The organism is Piscinibacter sp. PDB1-1, assembly GCF_056675995.1.
This window is the reverse complement of the sequence record NZ_JBWVZJ010000003.1, coordinates 311177-323866: the sequence shown is the minus strand read 5'-3', so window position 1 is coordinate 323866 and position 12690 is coordinate 311177. Positions and strand designations below refer to the sequence as shown.

General features: G+C 65.8%; 11 protein-coding genes. 4 read left to right on the top strand and 7 right to left on the bottom strand.

The window, feature by feature from the left end; genetic code table 11:
• The first annotated feature begins 60 nt into the window (after positions 1-60).
• Positions 61-1221, top strand: coding sequence for an efflux RND transporter periplasmic adaptor subunit (locus AC1KAR_RS17405; RefSeq protein ID WP_480319974.1), 1161 nt, complete (start codon positions 61-63; stop codon positions 1219-1221).
• A complete protein-coding gene (locus AC1KAR_RS17400) occupies positions 1218-4307 on the top strand; it encodes an efflux RND transporter permease subunit (RefSeq protein ID WP_480319972.1) in 3090 nt (1029 codons plus the stop codon). Before AC1KAR_RS17405 ends, AC1KAR_RS17400 begins: the two co-directional genes overlap by 4 nt.
• On the opposite strand, the gene AC1KAR_RS17395 is transcribed toward AC1KAR_RS17400, so the two are convergent.
• Positions 4301-4822, bottom strand: coding sequence for an FKBP-type peptidyl-prolyl cis-trans isomerase (locus AC1KAR_RS17395; RefSeq protein WP_480319970.1), 522 nt, complete (start codon positions 4820-4822; stop codon positions 4301-4303). The two genes, AC1KAR_RS17400 and AC1KAR_RS17395, sit on opposite strands and share 7 nt — an antisense overlap.
• Positions 4823-4847: 25 nt before the next feature.
• Here AC1KAR_RS17395 and AC1KAR_RS17390 point away from each other — a divergent pair, with 25 nt between their 5' ends.
• A complete protein-coding gene (locus AC1KAR_RS17390) occupies positions 4848-5972 on the top strand; it encodes a JmjC domain-containing protein (RefSeq protein ID WP_480319968.1) in 1125 nt (374 codons plus the stop codon).
• 77 nt (positions 5973-6049) lie between these two features.
• Positions 6050-6484 carry a hypothetical protein gene (locus AC1KAR_RS17385; RefSeq protein ID WP_480319966.1) on the top strand — a complete coding sequence of 145 codons (435 nt, stop codon included), beginning with the start codon at positions 6050-6052 and terminating at the stop codon, positions 6482-6484.
• Positions 6485-6956: 472 nt separating this feature from the next.
• Here AC1KAR_RS17385 and AC1KAR_RS17380 read toward each other — a convergent pair whose 3' ends face one another.
• The 6 genes from AC1KAR_RS17380 to AC1KAR_RS17355 form a co-directional block, all read right to left on the bottom strand.
• Positions 6957-7736 carry an MBL fold metallo-hydrolase gene (locus tag AC1KAR_RS17380; protein WP_480320766.1) on the bottom strand — a complete coding sequence of 260 codons (780 nt, stop codon included), beginning with the start codon at positions 7734-7736 and terminating at the stop codon, positions 6957-6959.
• Positions 7737-7758: 22 nt separating this feature from the next.
• Positions 7759-8991 carry an outer membrane protein assembly factor BamC gene (bamC, locus tag AC1KAR_RS17375; protein ID WP_480319964.1) on the bottom strand — a complete coding sequence of 411 codons (1233 nt, stop codon included), beginning with the start codon at positions 8989-8991 and terminating at the stop codon, positions 7759-7761.
• 96 nt (positions 8992-9087) lie between these two features.
• Entirely contained in the window at positions 9088-9969 is an 882-nt protein-coding gene (dapA, locus tag AC1KAR_RS17370) for a 4-hydroxy-tetrahydrodipicolinate synthase (RefSeq protein ID WP_480319962.1), read from the bottom strand.
• Entirely contained in the window at positions 9966-10556 is a 591-nt protein-coding gene (locus AC1KAR_RS17365; RefSeq protein WP_480319960.1) for a class I SAM-dependent methyltransferase, read from the bottom strand. The genes dapA and AC1KAR_RS17365 overlap by 4 nt, the downstream gene beginning before the upstream one ends.
• The gene (locus tag AC1KAR_RS17360) at positions 10553-11359 is read right to left on the bottom strand and encodes an SDR family oxidoreductase (protein WP_480319958.1); all 807 of its coding nucleotides are present in this window, start codon (positions 11357-11359) and stop codon (positions 10553-10555) included. The genes AC1KAR_RS17365 and AC1KAR_RS17360 overlap by 4 nt, the downstream gene beginning before the upstream one ends.
• 124 nt (positions 11360-11483) lie before the next feature.
• On the bottom strand, positions 11484-12671 hold the full coding sequence (locus AC1KAR_RS17355) for an MFS transporter (RefSeq protein ID WP_480319956.1): 1188 nt from the start codon (positions 12669-12671) through the stop codon (positions 11484-11486).
• Positions 12672-12690 lie beyond the last annotated feature (19 nt).

Below are 12690 nucleotides of genomic sequence, written 5' to 3'. Positions count from 1 at the left end.
GCCCTTGTGCCCTCTTGCACCGACTCATGCAGTGCGCGATGGCATGCTCGCGAGAGAGCCATGAGTGAGAACTGGATGAACAAGAAGTCGGTGCGTTGGTGGGCTGTGGTTGCAGCGGCCGTGGGTGTGGGTGTTGCCTTGGGAGGCTGCGGCAAGACAGCCGGCAAGGGTGAGCCGGTGGCGGCCGCGCCGGTCAGCGTGAGCCTGGTGCAGGCGGTGCAGCGCGATGTGGAGGTCACGCTCGAAGCCACGGGCACCGTGAGTGCCCTCAATAGCGTCGAGGTGCGCCCGCAGGTGGCGAGCACCGTCACCCAGGTGCACATTCGCGAAGGACAGTTCGTGAAGGCCGGCGCGCTCTTGTTCACGCTCGATGGGCGTGCCGATCAGGTCAAGGTCACACAGGCCCGGGCTCAACTCGCCAAGGACATGGCAACGCTGGCCGATGCCAAGCGGCAGTTCGAACGCAGCCGCGAGCTCTTCGAGCAGAACTTCATCTCGCAGGGTGCCGTCGATACCAACCGTACCCTGGTCGAATCGGCCAACGCTGTCGTGGCGTCCGATCGCGCGGCCGTCGAGGCGGCGCTGGTGAGCCTGGGCTTCAGCCGGATCGTGGCCACCACAGCCGGGCGAGCCGGCGCGATCAACGTGTTTGCTGGCAGCTACGTGCAGCCGGGCGGTGCGCCCCTTGTCACCATCACCCAGATCGACCCCATGGCCGTGAGCTTCAGTCTGCCGCAACGCAACCTCGACGATGCCTTGCAGACCCTGCGTGCCGGTGGTGGCCGCGTGACCGCGCTGCTGCCCGAAGGCCGCGGCTCGCTTGTAGGAAAGCTGCAGTTCGTCGACAACCTGGTCGATGCGGGCTCAGGGACGGTCAAAGTGAAAGCCGTTTTCGACAACCGCGACGAGAAACTCTGGCCCGGCGCGTACGTCAATGTCTCGATGGCGGTGCGCACGCTCAAGGGGGCGATCACCGTACCTCAGGCAGCCATCATTCAGGGCTCGCGTGGCAAGACGGTCTATGTGGTGGGTGGAGACAGCAAAGCCGCGACGCGCGCGGTCGAGGTGCTGGAGACCGTGGGCAATGACGTCGTGGTCACCGGGCTGCGGGCGGGCGAGCGCATCGTGCTCGACGGCCGCGAAAACGTGCGCCCGGGTGGCAATGTCATTGAACGTGGCGCTCCGTCTGCTTCGGTCGCGGCATCGGTGGCCTCGCGATGAATCTCTCCGAGCTGTTCATTCGCCGCCCGGTGATGACCGTGCTGCTCAACGCCGCCATCGTGGTGGCCGGGGTGATCGCCTACAGCCGCATCCCGGTGGCAGCGCTTCCCAGCTACAACACGCCGGTGATCAACGTCTCGGCCAGCCTGCCCGGGGCCAGCCCCGACACCATGGCGACCTCGGTGGCGTTGCCGCTGGAGAAGCAGTTCTCCACCATCCCCGGCCTCAAGGTCATCAGCTCCAGCAGCACGCTTGGCTCGACCTCGCTGACGCTCGAGTTCGACGAAGCGCGCGACATCGACGTGGCCGCCGTCGATGTGCAGGCCGCCTTGCTGCGCGCCACGCGTGCGCTGCCGCAGGACATGACTTCGCCGCCCTCGTATCGCAAGGTCAACCCGGCCGATGCGCCTGTTCTGCTGATGTCGCTGACCTCGCCGTCGCTGGGCCTGTCAGACCTCAACGATTTCGCCGAGCACCTGATCTCGCCCAGCCTCTCCACGCTCGAAGGCGTGGCCCAGGTCAACATCTATGGCCAGAAGCGCTACGCCGTGCGCGTGCAGGTGCGGCCCGAGTCGCTCGCCGCGCGCAATATCAGCCTCGACGAGCTGACCAGTGCCTTGAGCGCGGCCAACGCCAACACGCCGGTCGGCACGCTGGAAGGCGCGCGCCAGACGCTCACGCTCCAGGCCAACCGGCAGCTGCGCAACGCGGCCGAGTTTGCCGACCTGATCGTCAGCAACAGAGGCGGCAACCCGGTGCGGCTGCGGGATGTGGCGCAGGTCGAGGACAGCTTCGAGACCGTCAAGACATCGGCCAACTTCAACGGCGAGAGCTCGATCACGCTGGCCGTGCAGCGCCAGCCCGACGCCAATACCGTGAAGGTGGTCGATGCGGTGCGCAACGCATTGCCGGGGTTTCAGTCTCAGCTGCCGCAGTCGGTCAAGGTGTCGCTGCTTAACGACCGCTCGTCGTCCATTCGCGAGGCCCTGCACGACGTGAACCTCACGCTGATGGGCACGATCGTGCTGGTGGTGCTGGTGATCTTTCTGTTCTTGCGGCGCTTTGTGGCGACGGTGATTCCCACTTTGTCGTTGCCGGTGTCGCTGATCGGCGCGGTGGCCTTGCTGTGGGGCTTCGGCTACACCATCGACAACATCTCGCTGCTCGGCCTCACGCTGGCAGTGGGGCTGGTGGTCGACGACGCGATCGTGATGCTGGAGAACATCATGCGCCACGTCGAAGACGGCATGCCGCCCTTCCAGGCCGCCCTGCGCGGCTCGCGCGAGGTGGGCTTCACCATCATCTCGATCTCGACTTCGCTGGTGGCGGTGTTCATACCGATCTTCTTCATGCCGGGCGTGATCGGCCTGCTGTTCCATGAGTTTGCGGTGATCGTGTCGCTGGCCATCGTGGTCTCGGCCTTCGTCTCCCTGACCTTGGTGCCGATGCTGGCCAGCCGCTTCTTGACCGACGACGCCCACAAGAAGCCGCCCGGCGCACTGGTGCGGTCCTTCGAGCGCGGCTTCGACGCCGTGCTGCGCGGCTACACACGCTCACTCGACGTGGCGCTGCGCCATCGCTTCGCGGTGCTGATGGTGGCCCTGCTCACCTTCGTGGCCACGGCCGTGCTGTTCGTGGCCATCCCCAAGGGGTTTTTCCCTGAAGAAGACATCGGGCAGTTGCGCGTGACGACCGAGGCCGCCGAAGACACCTCGTTCCCGGCGATGGTGAAGCTGCAGGATCGCGTGGCCGCCATCGTGCTCGCCGACCCCAATGTGGCTACGGTCAACTCCATCAACGGCGGCAGCGGCGCGCAGAACACCGGGCGCATGTTCGTCAACCTGAAACCCCGCGGCGAGCGCGCGCCGATGAAGCAGGTGGTCGAAGGGCTGCGCAAGAAGATGCGCGAGGTGCCGGGCATCACGGTCTTCTTGAGCCCCGTGCAGAACTTGCAGCTGGGCGGGCGGCCGAGCAAGAGCCAGTACCAATACATCTTGCAAAGCGTGAAGGCCGACGAGCTGAGCGACTGGGCCGCCAAGGTGCAAGAGAAGCTGCGCGTCGACCCCTTGTTCCGCGATGTGACCAGCGATTCGCAACTGCGCGGATTGCAGGCCAGCCTCAAGATCGACCGCGACCGCGCCAACACGCTGGGCGTGTCGATCGAAGCCGTACGCTCCGCCTTGTTCAGCGCCTTCGGAGAGCGGCAGGTCTCGACCATCTACACGCCGGTCGACAGCTACCAGGTGATCATGGAAGTCGCGCCCGAGGCCAAGCAGGACGAGCGCGCCTTCGGCAGCATCTACGTGCGATCGAATACGGGTGCGCTGGTGCCGCTCATCAGCTTCGCGACCGTCGAGCGCAGCGTCGGGCCGACATCGGTGAACCATGTGGGTCAACTGCAGGCGGTGACGGTGTCGTTCAACCTCGCACCTGGCGCTGCGTTGGGTGACGCCACGGCTCGCATCGAGAAGGTGCGTGAAGAGATCAGCCTGCCCAGCTCGGTGATCACCACGTACGGCGGCGATGCAGCCGTCTTCAAAAGCTCACAGGGCAGCCAAGTGGTGTTGATCATCGCCGCGCTGCTGGTGATCTACGTGCTGCTGGGCGTGCTCTACGAGAGCTACATCCACCCGATCACCATTCTGGCGGGTTTGCCTTCGGCGGCGGTGGGCGCCTTGCTGATGCTCAAGCTCTTCAACCAGGATCTCACGCTGATCGCCACCATCGGCATCTTGCTTCTGATCGGCATCGTGAAGAAGAACGCGATCATGATGATCGACTTTGCGCTCGACACCCAGCGCAGCCACGGCACCGCGCCTGCAGAGGCCATTCGCGAGGCCTGCGTGCTGCGCTTCCGGCCCATCATGATGACCACGCTGGCCGCGCTGATGGGTGCGCTGCCGATCGCGCTAGGTTTGGGTGCCGGCGCCGAGTTGCGCCAGCCGCTGGGCCTGGCGGTGGTGGGCGGCCTGCTGTTCTCGCAGGCCATCACGCTCTACATCACGCCGGTGATCTACCTCTACCTCGACCGCTTCAGTGGCAAGGGGCCGGTGACAACGCCAGAAACGCTGCGCCCGGCTCAGTGAAGTTGTGAGCTGCCGGGGGCAGTGCTCATCACGCTGATGCCGGCGTCGCTCACGCTGCCGGCTTCGATCTCGGCCTCGGTGGCTTCGCGCACATCGCGCACCTTCACGTCGAGCCGCAACGCGATGCCGGCCAGCGGATGGTTGCCATCGAGTACCACGTGCTCGGGGTAGACCTCGGTGACGGTATAGATCACGTCGGGAGAAAGGCCGGTGGTGGTGGCGCCGTCAGGCGGGCCATCGAACTGCATGCCCGGTTCCACCTGTTCGCCGAAGATGGATCGCGCCTCGAAGAAGACCATGGCGGGGTCGTACTCCCCGAAGGCGTGCTCGGGTTCCAGGTGCAGCTTGGTTTCGAAGCCGGCTTCTTGCCCGTCGAGCGCCTCTTCGACCTTGGCGAGCAGGTCGTTCCCACCAAAGAAAAACTCGACGGGTGCGTCGAGTTCGTCGATGAGTTCGCCTTGGGCGTCTTCGAGTCGCCAGGTGAGGCTGACGACGCAGGGAGATGAAATCAACATCGAACAATGATCGCACAATCACCCCATGACGATCACTTCGCCGACACCGCTGCTGGGTGGCTTGAGCCCACAGCAATTCATGCGCCGTCATTGGCAAAAGCGACCTCTGCTGATCCGCCAGGCGCTGCCTGTTGCCGCGCCACTGGCGAGCCGTGCCCAGTTGTTCGAGCTCGCTTCGCGCGAAGAAGTCGAGTCGCGTCTCGTGGTGCGACAGAACAAGACCTGGACACTGCGCCAAGGCCCGCTCGCCCGGCGAGCGTTGCCACCCGTGGCACAACGCAATTGGACCTTGCTGGTGCAGGGGCTCGACACGCACCTCGATGCCGCGCACGAGTTGTTGTCGCGGTTTCGCTTCGTGCCAGACGCCAGGCTCGATGACCTGATGGTCTCGTGGGCCAGCGATGGCGGCGGCGTCGGCCCGCACGTCGACTCTTACGACGTCTTCTTGCTGCAGTTGCAGGGCAAGCGGCGTTGGCGCATCGCGGCACCCGGCGACACCGAGTTCTTGCCCGGTGTCCCGCTGAAGATCTTGCGGCACTTCGAGCCCGAGCAGGAGTGGCTTCTCGAACCCGGCGACATGCTGTACTTGCCGCCGGGCTGGGCGCACGACGGGGTGGCTGAGGGCGAATGCATGACGGCGTCGATCGGCTTTCGTGCGGCGGGGCGCGGCGAGATGCGCAATGAGGTGCTGCAGCGCATGCTCGACGCAACCGATCTGCCTGACCCGGACCCCTTGTACCGCGATCCGAAGCAGGATGCGACCGAAGAGCCCGGCCGCATCCCCGATGCGCTTCACGCTTTCGTCAGCAAAGAGGTGGCGCGTTGGATGGCCGAGCCGGACGCGCTGGCCTGCGCGCTCGGCGAGGCGCTCAGCGACCCCAAGCCGCAGGTCTGGTTCGATGCTGGCCAATCGCTCGTTGTCGGGCAAGGTGTGCGCCTGGACCGGCGCACCCGCATGCTCTACGACGACCGGCATGTGTTCATCAACGGCGAGTCCTTTCGGGCCGCAGGCCGCGATGCGCGATTGATGAGGCACCTTGCCGACGAGCGCGCGATGACCGCGGCGCAGTTTGCCAAGGTCAGTCAAGGTGCTCGAGAATTAATCGATCAATGGGCGCAAGCCGGCTGGCTCCACGCCTGTGATCCATGAGCTGACGGAGCGAGCCCATGAGCAGTGAGTTTCCCGAGCCTCGCATCATCACTTCGCGCAGCGAGTTTCAGGATGCAGTGCGCGAGGCCTTTGCGCGCATCACGGAGTGGGGTTGTCGCGAGGTTTTCATTGCCGATCCGAGCTTTGCTGATTGGCCTCTGGGTGAGCGTGCCGTGATCGAGAACCTGTCGACCTGGGCGTATGCGCATCGCAAGCTGGTGGTGCTGGCGCAAGGCTTCGAAGAGTTCCCGCGGCTCCATGTGCGCTGGGTCGAGTGGCGTCGCCATTGGGCCCATGTCGTGGAGTGCCGCGCGCTCGCTGATGACGACGCAGGCAAACTGAGAGGCATGTTTCTTGTGCCAGAGCGCATGAGTTTGCGCGTGCTCGATGCGGAGCATTTCCGTGCCACGCTCTCCTACGACCCTGCCGATGCGATCAGGATTCGCGACGATATCGACGCCCTGTTGCAACGCTCGGAAGAATCCTTCCCGGTGACCACCTTGGGGCTCTAGGGAGTACCCTAGGCCTCTGGCTATAATCGCGGGCTAGGCGCAGGAGATGCTCGAGCTCTCCGCGTCTTGAATCGATGGGGATCTGCCAGGACGGAGGGTTCCCACAATTGCCGGTAATTGTCTGAACCTTTCACTGAGGAAAAATATGAACAAGTCGCTTCTGTTGGCATCCCTGGTCGCTACCGTTGCTCTGGCCGCTTGCGGCAAGAAGCCGGAAGAGGCTGCTCCTGCTCCTGCACCCACCGCTGCAGTTGAAGCCGCTGCTGCTTCGGCCGTCGCTCCGGTTGCTGATGCCGCTGCCTCGGCCACCGCAGCTGCCGCTTCGGGCGCTGAAGCTGCTGCTTCGGCTGTGGACGCTGCTGCTTCGGCCGTTGCCGCTGCTGCTTCCAAGTAATCGGATTCACTCCGATTCGAAAAGCCGCCTTCGGGCGGTTTTTTCATGGGCGCATCTCAGGTGCGTCGTGGTCCCGAGCTAGCGAACGTCCAGCCAGCCGAAGCCCACGCGCGGATCGGCCACCAGTACATCGTCTGAACCGCAGCCCATGGCGCCTGCAAGTGCGGCCTGCGCCAGGTGCGGACGGTTGTTCGATTCGCTGAGGTGGGCGGCGACCAGATGCCTGAGCCCGCCGTGCCGGCATGCGGCAAGGATCTCGGCTGCAGTGTCGTTGGCCAGGTGGCCAAGCCGACCACCGATGCGCGCCTTCAGCGACGCCGGGTAGGACGATGTCGCGAGCATTTGCCGATCATGGTTGCACTCCAGCAGCAGGGCGTCGCAAGCTTGCAGGTGCGCCAGCAGGTGAGGCGTGATCGAGCCGGCGTCGGTGAGTACGCCCAGGCGGGAGGCGCCGTCAGCGACGCACAGCTGCAAAGGCTCGTTGGCATCGTGTGGCACCGTATAGGGCATCAGGGTGACGTCGCCGACCGTGATCTCCTCCACGTCGCGCGCAAAGTGAAGCACGCCTTCGGGCAGATCGGGCTCGCCGATGGCCCGCCACGTGCCGCGGCTGGTCCACAGCCTGACGTGGTGGCGTCGGGCCAGCGTGAGGGCACACCCGACGTGATCGCCATGCTCGTGGGTCACGAACAGGGCATCGATGTCGGTGCATGCCAATCCGATGCGCGCCAGCCGGCGATCGAGTTCCCGCAAGGAAAAGCCGCAGTCGACGAGCACGCGGGTGACTGTGCTGTCGCTGCGCGCCTCGATGAGCGTGGCGTTGCCCGTGCTGCCACTGCCCAGGCTACAGAAGCGCATCATGGGGTGATGCGCTCCGACGTCATTTCAGATCGTCAACGAGGATCTGGACGATGCGCTTGCCGGCGTCACCGTTCTCGGGGTTGCCCTGGGCATCGTAGACAGACGCCGTGCTGGCGTTGCCGTCACCCTTGACCGCCACACGGTACTTGATCGGGCCGGCGAGCTTCTTGCCGGAGCCGAACGTGCGGCTCCAGAACCCGGGCTCTTCCTTGCCCGCCTCGGCCGGGTCGACGTAGCGCACGTAGTACAGGCCCTGTGCGCGGTCGCGGTCTTCGACGGTGAACCCGCTGCGGTCGAGCGCGAGGCCGATGCGGCGCCAGGCGCGATCGAAGCTTTCGTCGAGCTGGAGCGTGGCCGCGGCCTGGCCCTGGACGACGCGCGCTCTGGCCGGTGCGATGGTGGCTGCCGTGGTTCCCGGGGCAGCCGTGGTAGATGCGGCCACTGCCGCGCGCGCGGCTTCATCCTTGACGCCGAGCTTGATCATCAGGCGCGCGAGCATTTCGCCTTCGAGCGACGGGTCGCTCGGGCGTGCCTTCCAGGTGGTGTTGTCCTTGAGTTGGCTCGTGTAGACCTCTTCGAGGCCGCGGTGCGCGATATAGATGTCGGTCCCGCGGTCGCTGCGTTCGACGCGGGTGCGGTACTTGTCGCGCTCGCCAGTCGAGTAGAGGGAATCGAAGACCTTGCCCAACGTGCGGCGGATGACGTCTTCAGGCAGCTTGACGCGGTTCTCGGCCCATTCCGTTTCCATGACGCCCAGCTCTGGCTGATCCACGGAGAGCGTCAGCCCGCGTTCCTTCCAGAACGCTTCGAGTTGCGGCCACAGTTGTTCGGCGCTGAGCGGCGTGCTGAGGTAGCGCAGACCGCCTTGCGAAACGATGCGCACTTCGCCCACGGACGTAGGTGCGACGGAGCTCGAGCTCGTCGGCGAAGCGGCGACTGTGGTCGGCGCTATCGGGGCGACGGCGGCCGTGGCGGTGGGCGCGGCCACGGGTGCCGCGCCTGCGCTGGGTACACCGGAGGCCTGAAGCGCTGCGGCGCTGATGACACCGGCTTGCGGTGCGTAGCGCGGGTCCACGGCCAGCTGCGACAGGTCAGGCGGAACGTCCAGCGGCGTGGGCTTGGTCTTGGCGGCGCGGTAATCGACCTTGCCACCAGAGGCGATATCGTCGACTGTCGAGCAGGCGACTAGCGATGCCAGCGCGATGACGGCCGCGCTCGCGTTGAGGGTGAACCGAAGAGGGGGGCGAGTCACGTTTGAAAGTCTCCGTAGGGGGCAGCCCCGAGAGGCTGCCTGGCGGGCGGGGTGCAGAGGGGAGGCACCAGGCCAATGCGGGCCGGCGCCACTGACTCACAGCAGACCCGACTCCCGCAGCGCTTGTTCCACGACCTGCTGGCCGGAAGAGGTGAGAGGGAGGATCGGCAGGCGCACGGTGGCGCCGCACAGACTCAGGCGCGACATCGCCCATTTGGTGGGCGTGGGGCTGGATTCGACGAACAGGTTCTTGTGCAGGGGCAGCAGCTTCAGGTGGATCTCGGCGGCTTCCTTCGATTTGCCTGCGATTGCCGCCTTGCACAGCTGGTGCATGGCGCGCGGCGCGACGTTCGCGGTGACGCTCACGTTGCCGTGCCCGCCAAGCAGCATCAGGGCCACGGCGGTCGGGTCGTCTCCCGAATAGATCGAGAAGCCCTTGGGGGCGTTCTTGATCAGCGTGCATGCGCGCTCGATGTTGCCCGTGGCTTCCTTGACACCGATCACACCCGGGACGCTGGCCAGTCGCAGGGTGGTCTCGGGCAGCATGTCGGCCACGGTACGGCCGGGCACGTTGTACAGGACCATCGGCACGTCGACGGCCTCGGCGATCGCCTTGAAGTGCGCGTAGATGCCTTCTTGCGACGGCTTGTTGTAGTACGGCACGACCGACAGCGTGCAATCGGCGCCGACCTTCTTGGCGTAGGCCGAGAGTTCGATGGCTTCGCGGGTCGAGTTGCCGCCCGTGCCGGCCATGATGGGCACGCGGCCGGCGGCCTGCTCGACGGCAATGCGAATGATCTCGCAGTGCTCTTCGACCGACACTGTGGGCGACTCGCCCGTCGTGCCGACCACGCCGATGCAGTCGGTGCCCTCGGCGATGTGCCAGTCGATCAGGCGGCGCAGCGCGTCATAGTCGACGCTGCCGTCTTCGTGCATCGGCGTGATCAGCGCAACGATGCTGCCAACAATGGGTTTCATGCGGGTTCCTCGGAATCGGCGGATTTTAGCCGCCCCGATGGGCCTGACCTCGGGGCCAGCGCGTGTCTAGGCGCGGAAGTCTCTGCCCCTTTCGGACGGACCGCCACGAGGCGCTGGACGAAGCGTTCCGGGGCGTCCAGAAAACCGTCCTCATAGGCCACGACCCTCAGTCCGTCGGCCAGGTGCAACAGTTCCCCGTTTTGGAGCAAAAAGTCGGGATTCGAGGGCTTGCCGACAGTCTGGTTGCCGCTGGCAAAGGTTTCGTAGACCAGCACGCCGCCGTCGTTCAGGCTGGCAAGCAGGTTCGGGAAGAGGGCGCGCCAAAGATAGTTGGTCACGATGACCGCATCGAAGCGCCGGCCGGCAAGCGGCCAGGGGCCGCCCTCGATGTCGGCCAGGATGATCTCGGCCGTGCCGTGCAGAGGCTCGGTGGCTGCTGCGTCACGGTCGACGCCCGTGACGCGGTGCCCGCGCCCTGCGAACCATCGCACGTGTCGACCCGACCCACAGGCGACGTCGAGCACCGAGCCGCCTTCGGGCACGAGATGCGACCAGCGCCGAACCCACTCCGATGCCGGCAGGCTCATTGCGGTCGGGCGTGCTGGTTGAGGGCCTTGAGTGCCAGCTTGTCGACCAGCCCCGGCGCGATCAGCTTGATCCAGCGGCCGAGCTTGCCCTGCGCCGTCATGACGATGTCCCGCCTTCGGGCCTCGGTGCCGTCGATGATGAGACGCGCACAGGTTTCGACACTCATGGCCCCTCGCTCGTCGAGGCCGCTGCGCCCGGCTGCTTGGCCTTGTGCGTTGTAGCCACGGTAGCGAATGTCGGTGGCCACCACGCCAGGGTAGGCCAGGGTGACGCTCACGCCGGCCGATGCGAGCTCCACCCGCAAGGCCTCGAAAAAGCCCGTCATGGCGAACTTGGTGCCGCTGTAGGCCGTGCGGCCCGGCACGCCCACCAGCCCAGCCAGGCTGCTGACGCCCACGAGGCGCCCGCGCGATGCCTTCAGGTGAGGCAGCGCGGCATGGGTGCACCACACGCTGCCCCAGTGGTTGATTCGCATCAGGGTCTCGTACCAGGCGAGGTCGGACACTTCGCTGAACAACGCTTGCGCCGACATGCCCGCGTTGTTGACGAGTGTGTCGATGCGGCCGAACGCTTCAACGGCGGCGCCGATCAGCGCGATGCAATCGGCCTGCACGCCCACGTCGCATCGCTGAACCAGGACCTGGCTGCCAAACGCGCGGCATTCCGTCGCGACGGCTTCGAGCCGCTCCACGTTGCGTGCTGCAAGGACCAGCGCCGTGCCAGCCTTGCCGCGTGCCGCCCACTGGCGAGCCATCTCCGCGCCGATGCCTTCCGAGGCGCCGGTGATCACGATCGAATTCATCTCAGAAGCAGTTCCAGAGCTGGTTGGCGAGGGTGAAGGCCAGGTCGGGCCTCAGGTACGCGGCGAATACTGCCAGCAACACTGCTGTGCAGGCCACCCAGGCAAACACCCGCCGGCGCATGGTTCAGGCCGCCTGGGTGCCTGGCCGCACGATGGCGGCCTCGCGTACAGGCAGGTTGACGATGGCGGCGAACACCCCCAGCGCCACGGCGATCCACCAGACGACGTCGTAGCTGCCGGTGGCGTCATACAACTTGCCGCCGAGCCACACGCCCAGGAAGGACCCGACCTGGTGGCTCAGGAACACGAAGCCGCCGAGCATCGACATGTAGCGCACACCGAAGATCTGTGCGATCACCGCGTTGGTGGGTGGCACGGTCGAGAGCCAGAGAAAGCCCATGACCGACGCGAAGATATAGACGCTCCATGGCGTGAGCGGCACGCTGAGAAAGACCACGATCGCCACGGATCGCAGCGCGTAGATGGTCGACAGGATGTAGCGCTTGGGCATGCGCTCGCCTAATGTGCCGGCCACGTAGGTGCCGAACACGTTGAACAGCCCGATGAGCGCCAGCGCGGTGGTGGCCGCGTTCGGCGTGAGCCCGTGGTCCTTCAGGTAGCTGGGCATGTGAACGCCGATGAACACGACCTGAAAACCGCACACGAAGTAGCCGGCCATCAGCAACTGGAAGCTCGGGTAGCCGAAGGCTTCGCGCAGGGCGCTGCCGATGCTCTGCTGCGCGGCGCTCGTTGATTGGTTCGCGCTGGGCTCCTTCATGCCCCACGCGAGCGGCGCGATGGCAAGGGCCAGGCAGCCCAGCAGGAAGAGGGCGTTCTGCCATCCAAAGCTGCCGATGAGCCAGTTCTCCACCGGCACCATCAGGAACTGGCCGAACGAGCCGGCGGCCGCCGCCACGCCCATCGCCCAGCTTCGCTTCTCGGCAGGCACGTTGCGGCCGATGACGCCGTAGACGATGGCGTAGGTGGTTCCCGATTGCGCCAGACCCAGCACCAGCCCGGCGCTGCCGGTGAACGCGAGGCCCGAGGTCGACAGCGCCATCAGCACCAGCCCGCCGGCGTAGAGCAGGCTGCCGACCACGAGTACGCGGAAGGCGCCGAAGCGATCGGCCAGCATGCCGGCGAAGGGCCCGGCCAGACCCCAGGCAAGGTTTTGCACCGCGAGCGCAAACGCAAAGGTCTCGCGCGACCAGCCGCGGTCCATGGTGATCGGTTGCAACCACAGGCCGAAGCCGTGGCGGATGCCCATCGACAGCGTAACGATCATGGCGCCGCACAACAGCACCTGTTTCATCGAAAGGGGGGCGTGGGCG